This window comes from Gammaproteobacteria bacterium (assembly GCA_016195665.1).
GTDB lineage: Bacteria > Pseudomonadota > Gammaproteobacteria > SURF-13 > SURF-13 > JACPZD01.
The window spans coordinates 25,734-41,498 of record JACPZD010000027.1 but is presented as its reverse complement, the minus strand read 5'-3'; the positions used below and the strand labels follow the sequence as shown (position 1 = coordinate 41,498).

The 15,765-nt window shown below is 59.1% G+C and carries 14 protein-coding genes; 6 read left to right on the top strand and 8 right to left on the bottom strand.

What is annotated here, in order from left to right; translation table 11 throughout:
- Nucleotides 1-52: 52 nt before the first annotated feature.
- Nucleotides 53-523 (bottom strand): helix-turn-helix domain-containing protein, encoded by a 471-nt coding sequence (locus HY028_07685; protein ID MBI3344715.1) that lies wholly within the window; start codon nt 521-523, stop codon nt 53-55.
- Nucleotides 524-674: 151 nt separating this feature from the next.
- On the opposite strand from HY028_07685, the gene HY028_07680 reads away from it, so the two are divergent.
- Nucleotides 675-1,634, top strand: coding sequence for a hypothetical protein (locus HY028_07680; GenBank protein MBI3344714.1), 960 nt, complete (start codon nt 675-677; stop codon nt 1,632-1,634).
- A 285-nt stretch (nt 1,635-1,919) separates the two neighbouring features.
- On the opposite strand, the gene gatB is transcribed toward HY028_07680, so the two are convergent.
- The 3 genes from gatB to gatC form a co-directional block, all read right to left on the bottom strand.
- Nucleotides 1,920-3,356 (bottom strand): Asp-tRNA(Asn)/Glu-tRNA(Gln) amidotransferase subunit GatB, encoded by a 1,437-nt coding sequence (gene gatB / locus HY028_07675; GenBank protein MBI3344713.1) that lies wholly within the window; start codon nt 3,354-3,356, stop codon nt 1,920-1,922.
- A gap of 6 nt (nt 3,357-3,362) precedes the next feature.
- Nucleotides 3,363-4,817, bottom strand: a complete 1,455-nt coding sequence (gene gatA, locus HY028_07670) for an Asp-tRNA(Asn)/Glu-tRNA(Gln) amidotransferase subunit GatA (GenBank protein MBI3344712.1) — start codon at nt 4,815-4,817, stop codon at nt 3,363-3,365.
- A gap of 105 nt (nt 4,818-4,922) precedes the next feature.
- The gene (gatC, locus tag HY028_07665) at nt 4,923-5,210 is read right to left on the bottom strand and encodes an Asp-tRNA(Asn)/Glu-tRNA(Gln) amidotransferase subunit GatC (protein ID MBI3344711.1); all 288 of its coding nucleotides are present in this window, start codon (nt 5,208-5,210) and stop codon (nt 4,923-4,925) included.
- A gap of 122 nt (nt 5,211-5,332) precedes the next feature.
- Between gatC and HY028_07660 the strand changes: the two genes are divergently transcribed.
- The 4 genes from HY028_07660 to mrdA all read left to right on the top strand — a co-directional run bounded on the left by HY028_07660 (nt 5,333) and on the right by mrdA (nt 9,829).
- A complete protein-coding gene (locus tag HY028_07660) occupies nt 5,333-6,379 on the top strand; it encodes a rod shape-determining protein (GenBank protein MBI3344710.1) in 1,047 nt (348 codons plus the stop codon).
- 67 nt (nt 6,380-6,446) lie between these two features.
- On the top strand, nt 6,447-7,427 hold the full coding sequence (gene mreC / locus HY028_07655; protein MBI3344709.1) for a rod shape-determining protein MreC: 981 nt from the start codon (nt 6,447-6,449) through the stop codon (nt 7,425-7,427).
- Nucleotides 7,424-7,912, top strand: a complete 489-nt coding sequence (gene mreD, locus HY028_07650; GenBank protein ID MBI3344708.1) for a rod shape-determining protein MreD — start codon at nt 7,424-7,426, stop codon at nt 7,910-7,912. The genes mreC and mreD overlap by 4 nt, the downstream gene beginning before the upstream one ends.
- Nucleotides 7,913-7,963: 51 nt before the next feature.
- Nucleotides 7,964-9,829 carry a penicillin-binding protein 2 gene (gene mrdA, locus HY028_07645; protein MBI3344707.1) on the top strand — a complete coding sequence of 622 codons (1,866 nt, stop codon included), beginning with the start codon at nt 7,964-7,966 and terminating at the stop codon, nt 9,827-9,829.
- Between the two features lie 46 nt (nt 9,830-9,875).
- Here mrdA and HY028_07640 read toward each other — a convergent pair whose 3' ends face one another.
- The 4 genes from HY028_07640 to HY028_07625 form a co-directional block, all read right to left on the bottom strand.
- Nucleotides 9,876-11,225, bottom strand: coding sequence for an adenosylmethionine--8-amino-7-oxononanoate transaminase (locus HY028_07640; protein ID MBI3344706.1), 1,350 nt, complete (start codon nt 11,223-11,225; stop codon nt 9,876-9,878).
- A gap of 94 nt (nt 11,226-11,319) precedes the next feature.
- On the bottom strand, nt 11,320-12,171 hold the full coding sequence (metF, locus tag HY028_07635; GenBank protein ID MBI3344705.1) for a methylenetetrahydrofolate reductase [NAD(P)H]: 852 nt from the start codon (nt 12,169-12,171) through the stop codon (nt 11,320-11,322).
- Between the two features lie 94 nt (nt 12,172-12,265).
- The gene (locus tag HY028_07630; GenBank protein ID MBI3344704.1) at nt 12,266-13,579 is read right to left on the bottom strand and encodes an adenosylhomocysteinase; all 1,314 of its coding nucleotides are present in this window, start codon (nt 13,577-13,579) and stop codon (nt 12,266-12,268) included.
- 113 nt (nt 13,580-13,692) lie between these two features.
- On the bottom strand, nt 13,693-14,862 hold the full coding sequence (locus tag HY028_07625; protein ID MBI3344703.1) for a methionine adenosyltransferase: 1,170 nt from the start codon (nt 14,860-14,862) through the stop codon (nt 13,693-13,695).
- A 132-nt stretch (nt 14,863-14,994) separates the two neighbouring features.
- On the opposite strand from HY028_07625, the gene HY028_07620 reads away from it, so the two are divergent.
- Nucleotides 14,995-15,561 carry a thioredoxin family protein gene (locus tag HY028_07620; protein ID MBI3344702.1) on the top strand — a complete coding sequence of 189 codons (567 nt, stop codon included), beginning with the start codon at nt 14,995-14,997 and terminating at the stop codon, nt 15,559-15,561.
- The last annotated feature ends 204 nt before the right edge of the window (nt 15,562-15,765 follow it).

Sequence of the window (15,765 nt, the reverse complement as noted above, 5' to 3'; positions counted from 1 at the left end):
AGTTGTTGAAAAGGCTCCTCCGCGTCCTCTGCGGTGAGGTGTTTTGTGTTCCTTAGCGGGGTTTCCGCTTACCCTTTTTCGATTTTGGTTTTTTTGCAGCGGTTTTCGAGAGGCTGCGCAGCAGTGTCAGCAGGCTGGCCGCGGCCTGGTCGGACAGCTTGCCGGAGGCCGCCAGCTTGACCGTCCTATCAATCAGCCTGCGTGCGGCGGGTGAGGCATGGACATAGCGTTGACTCACCAGTTGTAACTGCTTCGCCGGCACGGCGCCGTAATGGCCGTGCTCTTCCCGGACCTGATGCACGGGCCGACCTTCCGCCTCCTTGAATAATTCCCACATGCGCATGCCGAAGAGGTCCGCGATGGCGGTCAACAGTTGGTCGCTGTAGCCCTGCATGCCGCGCTCCAGTCTCGATATGTTGGCCGGGTCGGTGCCTGCGGCATAGGCGATATCGGCTAACGTCAGTCCACGGGCCAGTCTCAGCCGCCGTAGGGTGGAGCCCAGCTCGGTGCGTGTAATGTTCATAGTTGAAATGTGCCAATAATGCACGGCCCATGCAAAGCGCCACACGCAATTAGATATTGATAATAGTTGTGTATAGCGCAATAATGGCTCATTATGAGGGTGCTGCATCAAGGTCACGTGGGGTAGCTGGGCGTCAACAGGCCGTGCGGCGGTGGGGACTTATAAAAAATATGTGCTTCCAGCTTTGGGCGTGTTACAGCTCGTGACGGGGCCTGCCAGCGCAGAACCGGTATCGCTCGCGGTCCTCATTCCCGGGACGTCTGCGTCTTACAGCGAGGTATTTTCAGAAATCGTGAAAGGGATCGAAAGGCGGGCGGGTGGCCGCCTGACACGTGTTACTCTCAAACATAACACTGAATTATACGCCTTAAAGAAGCGGTTGCAGGAACAGCATGTTGACGCCGTCATCGCGCTGGGCTGGCGCGGTGTGGAGGCGGCGGAAAAATTGGATGGCGTTTTGCCGGTCATCGCCGGGGCGGCGATATTGAATCCCGCTACGCTCCACCCCGGCGTGTCCGGGATCACCTTTCGCACCGATCCTGATGTGGCTTTGTCGCGGATGGAGGCGTTTACACCGGAGATCCAGCGCGTGCACAGGGTATTTTTCGAGGGGAGTTATGCCTGTCTCGCCGATCAGGGGCGTCAGGCTGCCGGGCCGTTAGGGTTGGAGCTGTTCGATTACCCAGTGGGCGTACCGGCCATGAGCGCCCGCATGCAAGCCTACCGGGGGTTGCTGGCGAAAAAGCTCGATCAGCATGATGCAATTTGGTTGTGCGATGATGTGTTCGATGCGCAGGGGGAGGTGATTCTTGACTTCTTGCTGGAGTTTGCCTGGAAAAATAAGATAGTGTTGTTTTCCGAAAATCCGGCGCACGCCAAAAGAGGCGTCCTGTTTGCATTTCTTCCCGACTATGCGCGCCTGGGGGAGCGTCTCGCCGACATGGCGCTGGAGCGCCTGCTGCAACCTGACAAAAGGCCGGCCGTTGCCCCGTTAAGCGATGTCTCCCTGCTCATCAATGTACGCACCGCCGAGCATCTCGGCATCTCGGTCGTACGCCGCTCACGGCACGGTCACCTGAGTATCATGCCGGACGGCCTGGTGCTGGACTGAATTCCATGGGTTCAATCTGATTCACATCCAACGCTTGCGGCGGAAGTACGCCAGCATCCCGATCACAATCACCAGCATCACACCCCAGATCATCGCATAGTCGAAGCGCCAGTCCAGTTCCGGTGGGTCAGATCGGCTATTTCCACGTTGTTGACCTGCTCACCGCGTATCAAGCAGATGCATCTTGGCCTGTCCTGCTTCACCCTTGGGAGCCGTCAGCGCATTTGGCGCCGTGCCGGGCGGGGTGTAGTCCTTGATCTCACGGACGATAAGCCATTGGCGTTGTTACGGTTTAAGTTTCTCTTTGAGCAAATCGTTGACCTGCGCCGGGTTGGCCTTGCCTTGGCTCGCCTTCATCACCTGGCCGACAAAGAAGGTGAATAATTTTTCCTGACCGCTGCGGTATTGCGCGAGCTGTTCGGGAAACTTTGCGATCACTTCAGTTATCACCTTTTCAATCGCACCGCTGTCGGTGACTTGTTGGAGCCCCTTCTTTTTAATAACCGTATCGGCGTCGCCCTCTTTGTTCCACATGGCCTCGAAGACTTGCTTGGCGATCTTGCCCGAGATCGTGTTGTCGGTGATGCGCCGCAACATGCCGCCGAGTTGTTCCGGGCTGATCGGGCTGGCCGTGATGTCGAGATTGTCTTTGTTCAACGCCCCCAGCAATTCGCCCATCACCCAGTTGGCGCAAAGCTTCGCTTCCCCACCGCCGGCGTGCAGAGTGGCCTCGTAATAATTGGCCACCTCGCGGCTTGAGGTGAGCACACCCGCCTCGTAGACCGACAAGCCGTGCTCGCTCATAAAACGCCGCTTCTTTTCGTCCGGCAGTTCGGGTAAAGATTTTCTGACCTGCTCAATAAAGGCGCTCTCGATTTCCAGCGGCAGCAAATCAGGATCGGGGAAATAGCGGTAGTCGTTCGCCTCTTCCTTGGAACGCATCGGGCGCGTTTCGTCCTTGTCCGCGTCGTAGAGACGGGTCTCTTGCACCACGCTGCCACCGCCCTCGATCAATTCAATCTGACGCTGCACCTCGTAGTTGATCGCCTTCTCGACAAAGCGGAATGAGTTGATGTTTTTCAACTCCGCGCGGGTGCCGAATTCATGCTGGCCCTTGGGTCGCACCGAGACGTTGGCGTCGCAACGGAACGAACCTTCCTGCATGTTGCCGTCGCAGATTTCCAGATAGCGCACCAGCGAATGGATTTTTTTCATGTAGGCGACCGCCTCTTTGGCGGAGCGCATATCGGGTTCAGAGACGATCTCCAACAGCGGCGTGCCGGCGCGATTGAGGTCTATCCCCGTCATGCCGTGGAAGTCTTCGTGCAGCGATTTGCCGGCGTCTTCTTCGAGGTGTGCGCGGGTAATGCCGATGGTCTTGGCGCCGCCGTCTTCGAGTTCAATCTCGATACTGCCTTGCGCCACCACCGGCAGTTCGTATTGGCTGATCTGGTAACCCTTGGGGAGATCCGGGTAGAAATAATTTTTACGCGCAAAGATCGAACGCGGCGCAATCCTGGCGCCGACCGCGAGACCGAACTTCACCGCCATGCGCACGGCTTCTGCGTTCAGTACCGGCAGCACGCCCGGCAGGCCGAGATCCACCGCGCAGGCCTGCGTGTTGGGCGGCGCCCCATAGACGATCGGCGCGCCGGAAAAGATTTTGCTTTTCGTGGCGAGCTGGGCGTGTATTTCAAGACCGATGACGGTTTCCCATTCCATACTTGTTTACTCAAAACCCTGCGGCATGCGTGCATGCCAATCGGTGATTTGTTGATATTGATGCGCGACGTTCAGCAAGCGCGCCTCGTCGAAATAATTGCCGATGATCTGTAAACCTACCGGACGCTGGCCCACGAAACCTGCCGGTATAGACATGCCCGGCAGCCCGGCGAGGTTGGCGGCGATGGTGTAGATGTCGGACAGGTACATGGTCACTGGGTCGTTAGTCTTCTCGCCGAGATTGAAGGCTGGCGTGGGAGATGTCGGTCCCATGACGACGTCCACCTCGGCAAAGGCCTTTTTGAAATCGTCGCTGATGAGACGGCGCAGTCTTTGCGCCTTGAGGTAATAAGCGTCGTAGTATCCGGCGGACAGTACATAGGTGCCGATCATGATGCGGCGCTGGACCTCTGCGCCGAACCCTTCGCCGCGCGAGCGTTTGTACAAATCTTCGAGATCCCTGGGGTCTTTGCAGCGGTAGCCGAAGCGCACGCCGTCAAAGCGTGACAGATTAGACGAACATTCCGCGGGGGCAATCACGTAATAGGTCGGCACGGCGAGATGGGTGTTGGGCAGGCTGATCTCTTTAACGGTCGCACCGAGTTTTTCATATGCCTTGATTGCCGTGTTAATGACGGCGGCGACGTTTGGGTCGAGACCCTCGGCAAAATATTCTTTGGGCAGGCCGATATGCAAACCTTTGATGGATTCATTGAGAGCCGCCGAGTAGTCGGGCACGGGACGATCTACGCTGGTGGAGTCACGCGGGTCAAAGCCCGCCATCACTTGCAACAGCAGGGCGCAGTCCTCCGCGCTGCGGGCCATCGGGCCGCCCTGATCCAGACTGGAGGCGAAAGCGATCATACCGTAGCGCGACACTCTGCCGTACGTCGGCTTCAAGCCTGTGAGGTTGCACAGCGCCGCCGGTTGGCGGATGGAGCCGCCGGTGTCGGTGCCTGTCGCCGCAGGAGCAAGACGTGCGGCCACGGCCGCGGCGGAACCGCCCGAAGATCCGCCGGGTACGGCGGCGAGATCCCACGGATTTTTCACCGGGCCGTAGTAACTGGTCTCGTTGGAGGAACCCATGGCGAACTCGTCCATGTTGGTCTTGCCGAGCATGATTGCGCCGGCCTGATTAAAACGCTCGACCGTGGTTGCGTCATACGGAGCGGTGAAGTTGTCGAGCATCTTGGAGCCGCAACTGGTCTTCACGCCTTTAGTGCAAAAAATGTCTTTCTGCGCAATGGGGATGCCGGTGAGCGCGCCGCCCTCATTTTTTGCAAGGCGCGCATCGGCGGCCTGCGCCTGCGCCAAGGCCTGTTCCGCTGTGACGCTGATGTAACAATTGAGTGCGGAATTGTGCCGCGCGACGCGCTCAAGATAGGCGCGCGTCAGATCTACACTGGAGATCTCGCGCTTTTGCAGGGCACGCGATAATTCGGCTAGGGTTTTGGTGTGCATATGTATTATTTATAACAGGGAAAAGGGGAAAGGAAAAAGGGAAAAGAACAATACGCCTACACGTCTCCTTAATGCCCTTTCCCCTTGTATCTTTTCCCTTTTCCCTCATTCTATAACTTTAGGCACCAGATACAGCCCGGCGTTGACCGCAGGCGCAATCGCCTGGAATGCCTCGCGCTGGTTGGTCTCGGTGATTTCGTCCGGGCGCAGGCGGGCGGGCATGTCCAGCGGATGCGCCATGGGCGTGACTTGCGCGCTATCCACGCTGCTCATCTGCTCAACCAACTCTATGATATTCGAGAGATTACGCGCGTAGCTGGGGATGTCTTGCGGGCTGATGGAGAGCCGCGCCAGGTGGGCGATCTTTTCTATGTCGGAGGCGGCTAAGGTCATGTATCTATTCCAGGCTATTGTCAAGCGTTCAGGCCGTGAAACCTTATCACACTTTAGCAGCTTGCCCAAATCCCCCTGCATTGATACAGTGGAGCATTTACTCAATAAAGGATTATCTGCTGATGATTGGACGTTTCCGAGGTCTGTTCTCCAACGACCTCTCTATTGACCTGGGCACCGCCAATACCCTGATCTATGTGCGTGGCCAGGGTATCGTTCTCAATGAGCCTTCGGTGGTTGCAATCCGCCTGGAGCGCGGCTCGCAGGGGCCGAAGACCATCCTCGCCGTGGGTATGGAGGCCAAACGCATGCTGGGCCGCACCCCCGGCAGTATCAACGCCGTCCGCCCCCTCAAAGATGGCGTGATCGCCGACTTCACTGTGACCGAGAAAATGTTGCAGCACTTTATCCATAAGATACATAAAAACAAGTTCTTACGCCCGAGCCCGCGGGTGCTGGTGAGCGTCCCGTGCGGTTCCACCCAGGTGGAGCGGCGTGCGATCAAGGAAGCCGCCGCCGGGGCCGGGGCCCGCGAGGTCTATTTGATCGAAGAGCCCATGGCGGCGGCCATCGGCGCGGGCCTGCCGATCGGCGAGGCGCGCGGCTCGATGGTGCTTGATATCGGCGGCGGTACCTCCGAGGTGGCCATCATCTCCCTCAACGGCGTGGTTTACTCGGCCTCGGTGCGCATCGGCGGAGACCGCTTTGATGAAGCCATCATCAATTATGTACGCCGCAATTACGGCAGCCTGATCGGCGAGCAGACCGCAGAGGACATCAAACACAAGATCGGCGCGGCCTTTCCCGGCAATGAGGTGCGCGAGATCGAGGTGTGGGGCCGCAATCAGGCCGAGGGTGTGCCGCGCAGTTTCACCTTGAACAGCAACGAGATCCTCGAGGCCCTGCAGGAACCGCTGTCCGGTATCGTCAGCGCGGTGCGCACGGCGCTGGAGCAGACTCCGCCGGAACTGGGCGCCGATGTCGCGGAGCGCGGTATGGTGCTCACCGGCGGCGGGGCCTTGTTGCGGGATCTGGACAAATTGCTCATGGAGGAGACCGGCCTGCCTGTGATCATCGCAGAGGACCCGCTGACCTGCGTGGCGCGCGGCGGCGGGATGGCCCTGGAGATGATCAACGAGCTCGGCCGCGAGGTGTTGTTGAACGATTGACGGATACTTGATCTGCGCCACTGCAAACCCTATAGGGTCAGGCGCCGCTAATGGGGCGGATTAAGCGATGAGTTCTCCTCTCTTTCAGCGTCACATGAAGCCCCTGTTTGTTTACGGTCCGGCGACCGGTCTGCGGCTGTTCATTTTGTGCGCCGCCTCGATTATTCTGATGACCTTGGACCATCGCCTGCACCTGCTGGGCGAGGTGCGGGCGGGCCTCTCCCTGGCTGTCTATCCGCTGCAATATATCGTTGACCTGACGGCCAGGGCGGGTAACTGGGCCGGCGAAAACCTGTCCAGCCGCAATGCGCTGCTGGATCAAAACACCGGACTGCGCGAGCAGAATCTGCTGCTCAAGGGCCGGTTGCAAAAATTCGCCGCCCTGGAGACCGAAAACAAGCGGCTGAGAGACCTCTTGCAGTCGTCATTGCAAATCCGCGAACGCCTGCTGGTGGCCGAGCTGTTGCAGGTGGACATGGATCCGTTCCGGCATCAGATCCTGCTTAACAAGGGTTCGCGTGACGGAGTCAAGGCCGGCCAGCCGCTGTTGGACGCCGATGGCGTGATGGGTCAGGTACTGCATGCCGGACCTCTCACCAGCACCGCGGTGCTCATCACCGATCCCAGTCACGCGCTGCCGGTGCAGATCAATCGCAACGGTCTGCGCGCCCTCGCGGTCGGAACCGGCTCATTTAATCGCCTCGACATTCCTTATATCACCAAGAATGCCGACGTGCGGGTCGGCGACCTGCTGGTCACCTCCGGTTTAGGCGGGCGCTTTCCGCCTTCTTATCCCGTCGCCACCATCGTCGCGGTGGAAAACCAGCCCGGCCTCTCCTTCGCGCGCGTCAGCGCCGTGCCTGCCGCGCATATCGAACGCAGCCGCGAGGTGTTGCTGGTCGTCACAGAAGCCGCGCCGCCGAAGGTTGCGGTTACACCCCCGCCGGTACCCACAGCGCCTGTGGTTGCACCACCCGCGCCGGTGAATCCGGCCCCACCTGCTGCAGAGATTTCTCCACCTCCGGAATCAGAAGGACCGATTGAGTGAGCGCGCGCTACACCGGCGGTTGGGTGATTGCGTTGAGCCTGGTGAGCGCGTTGCTGCTTACCCTGCTTCCCATGCCCGCCGCCGCCCAGGTGTACCGGCCGGAGTGGGTGGCGCTGGTGCTGATTTATTGGTGTCTGGCTGTGCCCGAGCGGGTGGGAGTCGGCATCGCCTGGGTGATGGGGATATTGCTCGACGTAATAAACGGCGCCTTGCTGGGACAACACGCCCTGGCCCTGGCGGTGGTGGCTTACATCGCCATCAAACTGCACCGTCAGGCGCGTCTGTTTCCGGTGTGGCAGCAGGCGTTCATGGTCATGCTGCTCATCATCATGGAGCAGATGCTGAATCTCTGGGTGCAGGGGGTCATCGGCCAGCCGCCGCGTAGTTGGAAATACTGGCTCCCCGCGCTCACCAGCATGTTGCTATGGCCATGGGTGTTTTTCCTACTGCGCGATCTGCGCCGCCGCTATGTTACAAACGGGTAGGTGCGAATTCATTCGCATGGCTAGGCCGAATGAATTCGGCCCTACACAATAATGATAGACACCCGCGTAGCCCCCGAAAACTCGATCCGCGATCGCATCCACGAGGCCCGGTTGTTCAACCGGCGGGTGGTTGTCGCGGTCGCGGCTGTGCTTTCCTTGATGGCGCTGGTCATCGTACGGCTGGTGTATCTGCAAATCGTCTACCACGAACACTACGCCACACTCTCGCAAAATAACCGTATCACCCTCGCGGCGCTGCCGCCTGGCCGCGGTTTGATCTACGACCGTAACGGGGTGGTGCTGGCCCAGAACCTGCCGGCCTACAGCCTGGAGATCGTCCCCGAACAGGTCCCCGATCTGGACGCGACCCTGGTTGCCCTGCGGGAAATCGTCGCGCTTACGGATGCCGACATCAAGCGCTTCCGTAAGGCGCTAGCGCAAAAACGCAGCGCCAAAGGCGTGCCGCTGCGTTTTCGTCTGAGCGAGGAGGAGGTCGCGCGCTTCGCGGTCAACCGCCCGCGCTTTCCCGGTGTGGATGTGGCGGCCGGTCTCTCCCGCCATTATCCCTTGGGGGCATTGGGTGTGCACGCGATCGGTTATGTAGGCCGGATCAGCGAAGAAGAGCTCGGCGATTTGGATACTTCCAACTACAGCGGCACTACCCACATAGGCAAGACCGGCGTGGAAAAATCGTACGAAGAGATTCTCCACGGCCGGGTGGGATTCGAGCAGGTGGAAACCAATGCCCAGGGCCGCAGGCTCAGAGTCTTGGCAACCACACCGCCCCAGGCCGGGCAAAACCTCCATCTTAATATGGACGCCCGCCTACAGGCTGTCGCGGAACAGGCGCTGGGACAGAATCGCGGCGCGGTGGTGGCGCTCAATCCGCGCGACGGGTCAGTGCTGGCGTTCGTCAGCATGCCGGGCTATGACCCTAACCCGTTCGTCAACGGCATAGACAGCAAGAGCTACGACGCCCTGCACAATTCACCCGATCAACCCTTGTACAACCGCGCGCTGCGTGGCGCTTATCCGCCCGGCTCCACGATCAAACCCTTTGTCGGCCTGGGCGGGCTGGAGATGAAAGAGATCAGCCTCGACCAAAATGCTTTCTGCCCTGGCTTTTATACCCTCACGGGACAGGCGCACCAGTATCGTGACTGGAAACACGGCGGTCACGGCTCGGTCAGCCTCGACAAGGCCATCGTCGAGTCCTGTGATGTGTATTTCTACACCTTGGCGCATGCTCTCGGCATAGACCGGCTGCACGATTTTTTGACCCGCTTCGGCTTCGGCGTCAAGACCGGCATAGACGTCACAGGGGAACTGGAGGGCCTCATCCCCTCACCGGAATGGAAACGCCGTGTCCATAACCAGCCCTGGTATCCGGGCGAGACGCTGATCGCCGGGATCGGCCAGGGCTACACCCTGGTGACGCCTCTGCAACTGGCGGTGGCCACCGCCACCCTCGCCAATCGCGGCAAGCGCTGGCCGCCCGCACTGGTCAAGGCGGTCGAGGACTCTGTCAGCCATGCGTTGACCCCTTTGGCCGGCGAACCTCTGGAGCAAGTCACCATCGTCAATCCCGCGCATTGGCAGAGCGTAGTTGATGCAATGGTGCGGGTGGTGCACAGCGAGCATGGTACGGCACGCAGGATTGGGCTGGACGCGCAGTACACAATCGCCGGCAAGACCGGCACGGCGCAGGTTTTCGGCGTCAAACAGGATGAAAAATATGTGCAGGGGAAGGTCGCCGAGCGGCTCCGCGATCACGCCCTGTTTATCGCCTTCGCCCCCGCCGACGATCCGCGCATCGCTGTCGCGGTGATCGTCGAGAACGGCAGTCACGGCTCCACCGCCGCCGCCCCGGTGGCGCGCCAGGTCATGGACCGGTATTTTCTCGACAATCCGTTATGAGACAGGGGCTAGGGGTGAGACTTTATGCCCCCAACCAATGCCTCCGTCAATCCTGGGTCGCAACATTGATCGCCTGCCGGGTGACATTGGTCAGATGGCCTATCTGTTCCGGCGTAATCACATACGGTGGCATGAAGTAAATCACATCGCCGAGCGGCCGCAACAAAACCCCTTGTTCTAGCGCATTGCGATACACGGATAACCCGCGCCGCTCTTGCCACGGGTAGGGTGTGCGGGTGGCTTTATCCTTAATCATCTCAATGGCGAGTATCATGCCCGTCTGGCGTACCTCGGCGACGTGCGGGTGATTTGAGAGCTGTGCGGTGGCGTCGCGCATCGCCCGTGCGAGTGTCTGATTGTGTTCCAGCACCTTGTCTTGCTCAAAAATATCCAGTGTCGCCAGCGCCGCGCGGCAGGCCAGCGGATTCCCCGTGTAACTGTGCGAGTGCAAAAAGGCCTTGCGTGTGGCGTAATCGCCGTAAAAGGCCAGATAAATCCTGTCCGTGGTAAGCACGGCGGAGAGCGGCAGATAGCCTCCGGTCAGGCCTTTGCCCAAACAAAGAAAGTCCGGTGTCACCGCCGCGTGTTCACACGCAAACATCTTTCCGGTGCGGCCAAAGCCCACGGCAACCTCGTCGGCAATGAGGTGTACGCCGTGGCGGTCGCAGGCTTCGCGCAGCAGGGTTAAATAAACCGGGTCATACATGCGCATGCCGCCCGCGCACTGCACCAGCGGCTCGACGATAACCGCACAGGCCTCTGTCGCATGCTTCTCCAAGGCCTGCTCCATATGAGCAAACATGCGCCTTGAATAGTCGCTACAGCTTTCGCCAGCTTCTCGATAAAAACAGTCCGGTGAGGTTATGCTGATGACATCCATCAACAGCGGCGCATAGGTTTCCTTATAGAGCGGCACGTTGCTTACCGCCAGCGCGCCCAGGGTTTCGCCGTGGTAGCTGTTGCTGAGGGTAATAAATTTTGTTTTCCCGGTTTGCCCCAGATTGCGCCAATAGTGGAAACTCATCTTGAGCGCAATCTCCACCGCAGCCGAGCCGCTATCGGCATAAAAGCAGCGCGTGAGCCCTGCGGGTGCAAGCCGAATCAATCGTTCTGAAAGCTCAATGACAGGCTCATGAGTAAAGCCGGCAAGCAGCACGTGATCCAATTGATCTAGTTGATCGCGTAACGCCGCGTTGATGCGCAGATTACAGTGACCGAACAGGTTCACCCACCACGAACTAATCGCGTCGAGGTAACGCTTGCCGTCGTAGTCTTCCAGCCACACGCCTTGCGCGCGTTTGACAGGGATGAGCGGGAACTGCTCGTGATCCTTCATCTGCGTGCAAGGGTGCCATAGTACGGCAAGATCGCGCCGCGAGAACTCGTCGTTGGTCATGGAAAAACAGATACAAGATACAAGGGAAAAGATACAAGGGAAAAATGTTCGTCGTTTTTCTTGTATCTTGTATCTTTTATCTTGTACCTGCCTTTCATTGACCCAGCCGCAGATTATTCCAAATCGCAATCGTGGGCGCAGCCTGGTTCATGGTGTAGAAGTGCAGGCCCGGCGCGCCCGCGTCGAGCAGTGCGCGGCACAGTTCGCTCACGACGTCGAGACCGAAGGCGCGCAGTGATGCGGCGTCGTCGCCAAAGGCTTCGAGGCGTTTGCGCAGCCAGCGCGGAATTTCCGCGCCGCAGCGGTCGGAGAAGCGGGCGAGCTGAACGTAATGGGTAATAGGCATGATGCCGGGCACGATGGGCAATGTGATACCCATCTTTTCACAGCTTTCCACAAAGCGGTAATAGGCGTCCGCGTTGTAAAAATATTGCGTCATGGCGCTGTTTGCGCCCGCCTCGACTTTGCGCTTGAAGTTTTGTAAATCGTGCGCGGCGTCGTGCGCCTCCGGGTGAAACTCCGGATAGGCGGCCACCTCGATGTGAAAATGATCGCCCGTCTCGGCGCGGATAAACTCGACCAGGTCGCGCGCATAGGGCAGTTCACCGGGCTTGCTCGCTCCCGCGGGGAGGTCGCCGCGCAGCGCCACGATGTGGCGGATGCCGTGCTGTTTATAGGTGCTCAGCAGTTCGCGCAGTTCGGCGCGGGTGGAGGCGATGCAGGACAAGTGCGGCGCGGCTTGCAGGCCGGACTTTCGTACCTCGACCACGGTTTCCAGGGTGCGGTCGCGCGTGCTGCCGCCCGCGCCGAAGGTCACGGAAAAGAAACGCGGTTTGAGGTTGGCGAGTGCGTTGCGTGCTTCACGCAGCTTGACGGCGGCGTCCTCGTTTTTGGGCGGGAAGAATTCGAAGCTGAAGACCCGTTCGTGTTGTTTTTGGGATTGCATAGAGAAACAGATACAAGATACAAGGGAAAAGATACAAGGGTTGCCGTGTTTGTCGTTTTACTTGTATCTTGAATCTTTTATCTTGTATCTGCCGTTAGTACCTGTAGTGTTCCGGCTTGTACGGCCCGTTGACGGAGATGCTCAGATACTCCGCCTGCTTCGGTGTAAGCTCGGTGAGTTTGGCGCCGAGCTTTTTCAAGTGCAGGCGCGCGACCTTTTCGTCCAACGTCTTCGGCAGCACGTAGACCTTACGCTCGTATTTTTTATGATTTTGCCACAGCTCGATCTGCGCCATCACCTGGTTGGTGAAGGAGTTGGACATCACGAAGCTGGGATGCCCCGTACCGCAGCCCAGGTTTACCAGGCGGCCTTCGGCGAGCACGATGAGGCGTTTGCCGTCGGGAAAGATCACGTGATCTACCTGCGGCTTGATGTTTTCCCACTTGTACTGGCGTAAGGAGGCGATGTCTATCTCGGAATCGAAGTGGCCGATATTGCACACGATGGCGTTGTTCTTCATGCGCCGCATGTGCTGCAGGGTAATCACGTTGATATTGCCGGTGGCGGTGACGAAGATGTCGGCCTGATCGGCGACGTCGTCCATGCGCATCACACGGTAGCCTTCCATCGCGGCCTGCAAGGCGCAGATCGGGTCTATCTCGGTGACCCACACCGTGGCGCCCAAGCCGCGCAGAGATTGCGCGCAGCCCTTGCCCACGTCGCCGTAGCCCAGCACCACGCAGATTTTCCCGGCGATCATCACGTCGGTGGCGCGCTTGATGCCGTCCACCAGCGATTCGCGGCAGCCGTATAAATTGTCGAACTTGGATTTGGTGACCGAGTCATTGATGTTGATGGCGGGGACTTTCAGCGCGCCCGCCTTCATCATTTCATACAAACGGTGCACGCCGGTGGTGGTTTCCTCGGACAGCCCGCGCACATCCTTGAGCAGGTCGGGGTATTTCTCATGCATCACCTGGGTCAGATCGCCGCCGTCGTCCAGAATCATGTTGGGGCGCCAGCCATTCGGCCCGAAGATAGTCTGGTCTATGCACCACCAGAACTCCTCTTCGATCTCGCCCTTCCAGGCGAAGGTGGGGATGCCGTTTGCCGCCATCGCCGCCGCTGCGTGATCCTGGGTGGAAAAGATGTTGCACGATGACCAGCGAATCTCGGCGCCAAGCGCGATCAATGTCTCCATCAGCACGGCGGTCTGGATGGTCATGTGCAAACAGCCCGCGATGCGTGCGCCCTGTAACGGTTTTTGTCCCGCGTATTCCTCGCGCAGCGCCATGAGGCCCGGCATTTCGGTCTCGGCGATGGCGATTTCCTTGCGGCCCCAATCTGCGAGATTGATATCGGCGACCTTGTAGTCGGGGTGAAGGTTTGTAACGGGTTGGCTGCTCATATGTTTTCCATTTTCTTGAAGATGTAGGGTGGGCACGTCTTCTGTGCCCACCATTATATTATTCGTCACTACCGCGTGGGCACATAAAACGTGCCCACCCTACTCTGGTTTCCTTAAGCGGCTTTAAGGCCCGCCGCGTCGCGCAGCGCCGCGGCCTTGTCGGTGCGCTCCCAACTGAAGCTCTCCTCATCGCGCCCGAAGTGGCCGTACGCCGCGGTTGCGCGGTAGATCGGACGCAGCAGGTCGAGCATCTTGATCAGTCCGCGCGGGCGCAGATCGAAGTGTCCGCGCACCAGCTTGATGAGCTGGGCCTGATCTATCTTGCCGGTGCCGAAGGTCTCAATGTTGATGGAGGTCGGTTCGGCGACGCCGATCGCGTAGGAGATCTGGATCTCGCAGCGGTCGGCGAGCCCCGCCGCGACGATGTTTTTGGCCACATAGCGGCCGGCGTAGGCCGCCGAGCGGTCTACCTTGGAGGGATCCTTGCCGGAAAACGCGCCGCCGCCGTGGCGCGCCATGCCGCCATAAGTGTCCACGATGATCTTGCGGCCGGTCAGGCCGCAGTCGCCCATCGGGCCGCCGATGACAAAGCGGCCGGTGGGGTTGATGAAATACTTGGTGTCCTTGGTGATCCACTCGGCGGGTAGCACGTGCATGATGATCTCGTCCATCACCGCTTCCTGGAGCGCCTTGTGGGAGATATCCGGACTGTGTTGCGTGGACAGCACTACCGCATCTATACCCACCGGTTTGTGATCCACATAGCGGAAGGTGATCTGGCTCTTGGCGTCGGGCCGCAGCCACGGCAGCGTGCCGTTCTTGCGCACCTCGGCCTGGCGCTTCACCAGCCGGTGCGCGTAGGTGATGGGCGCCGGCATCAGCACGTCGGTCTCGTTGCTGGCGTAACCGAACATCAGGCCCTGGTCGCCCGCGCCCTGCTCGTGTTCTTTCGTCTCGTCCACGCCCATGGCGATGTCGGCCGACTGCTTGTCTATCGAGGTCAGTATGGCGCAGGATTCCCAATCGAAACCCATCTCCGAGCTGTTATAGCCGATCTCCTTGATGGTCTGGCGAGCGACCGCCTGCATGTCTACCCAGGCCGAGGTGGTGATCTCCCCGGCGATCATGACCATCCCTGTGGTCACCAGGGTCTCGCAAGCCACCCGCGCAGCGGTATCCTGCGCCAGAATGGCGTCAAGAACGGCGTCGGAGATCTGGTCGGCGATCTTGTCGGGATGTCCCTCGGAGACCGACTCAGAGGTGAAGGTGTGTGTATGCGCCATGTTATTCCTCGTCTGCTAATCTTACGGCATTATATCGGTGTCAAAATTATATAGTTTACCCTAAACGGAATTTTTTTCAGTATCATTCATGTAGGGCCGAATTCATTCGGCCTGAACATTAGGAGATATGCCATGGTGAGTCTGGAAACCCCGGTTTGTGATTTTGGCCGTCCGGCAGTGGATTTTGCCTTGCCAGGCGTGGACGGTAAGATTTGGACTCTCGCGGAATGCAAGGGCGATAAGGGTCTGCTGGTCATGTTTATCTGCAACCATTGCCCTTATGTGAAGGCGGTGCGCGAGCGCATCGTGCGCGATGCCAGGGAATTGCTGAGCTACGGCGTCAAAAGTGTGGCGATCATGTCCAACGATCCCAAGGAGTATCCCGAAGATTCTTTCGGGAACATGCAGAAGGTCGCTAAGGAGTATGGCTTCCCGTTTCCGTATCTTTGGGATGAGACCCAAGAAGTCGCCAGGGCCTATGGCGCGGTCTGCACGCCGGACTTCTTCGGTTATAACAGCAAACTCGAGTTGCAATACCGTGGCCGTCTGGACGCCAGCCGCAAGGAGACTGCCCCGCCCGACGCCCACCGTGATTTGTTCGAGGCGATGAAACAGATCGCCGAGACCGGCCGGGGCCCGCGCGAACAAATCCCCAGCATGGGCTGTTCGATCAAGTGGTCAGAGCAGGTTGCCGGGTAATAATTAGATCTCACGGATAGACGTTTCCCCCGCCGGGCTATTGCCGAAACGCTGCAGGTAAGCGAAAATACCAGACGCGGTCGCTTCGATGCGGCCGCTAAGGGCGTTTGAATACCTGCCATAGAGACCTCCCATCCCCGGTTAGCGGGCATTAGTAAGGTCGCTGGGGGACATGCCGCGTGTTGTTGCCTGCTGTGAAATCAA

Coding starts and splice junctions, on each gene's coding strand:
- HY028_07685 (MBI3344715.1), bottom strand. CDS start 523: ATGAACATTACACGCACCGAGCTGGGCTCCACCCTACGGCGGCTGAGA.
- gatB (MBI3344713.1), bottom strand. CDS start 3,356: ATGGAATGGGAAACCGTCATCGGTCTTGAAATACACGCCCAGCTCGCC.
- gatA (MBI3344712.1), bottom strand. CDS start 4,817: ATGCACACCAAAACCCTAGCCGAATTATCGCGTGCCCTGCAAAAGCGC.
- gatC (MBI3344711.1), bottom strand. CDS start 5,210: ATGACCTTAGCCGCCTCCGACATAGAAAAGATCGCCCACCTGGCGCGG.
- HY028_07660 (MBI3344710.1), top strand. CDS start 5,333: ATGATTGGACGTTTCCGAGGTCTGTTCTCCAACGACCTCTCTATTGAC.
- mreC (MBI3344709.1), top strand. CDS start 6,447: ATGAGTTCTCCTCTCTTTCAGCGTCACATGAAGCCCCTGTTTGTTTAC.
- mrdA (MBI3344707.1), top strand. CDS start 7,964: ATGATAGACACCCGCGTAGCCCCCGAAAACTCGATCCGCGATCGCATC.
- HY028_07640 (MBI3344706.1), bottom strand. CDS start 11,225: ATGACCAACGACGAGTTCTCGCGGCGCGATCTTGCCGTACTATGGCAC.
- metF (MBI3344705.1), bottom strand. CDS start 12,171: ATGCAATCCCAAAAACAACACGAACGGGTCTTCAGCTTCGAATTCTTC.
- HY028_07630 (MBI3344704.1), bottom strand. CDS start 13,579: ATGAGCAGCCAACCCGTTACAAACCTTCACCCCGACTACAAGGTCGCC.
- HY028_07625 (MBI3344703.1), bottom strand. CDS start 14,862: ATGGCGCATACACACACCTTCACCTCTGAGTCGGTCTCCGAGGGACAT.
- HY028_07620 (MBI3344702.1), top strand. CDS start 14,995: ATGGTGAGTCTGGAAACCCCGGTTTGTGATTTTGGCCGTCCGGCAGTG.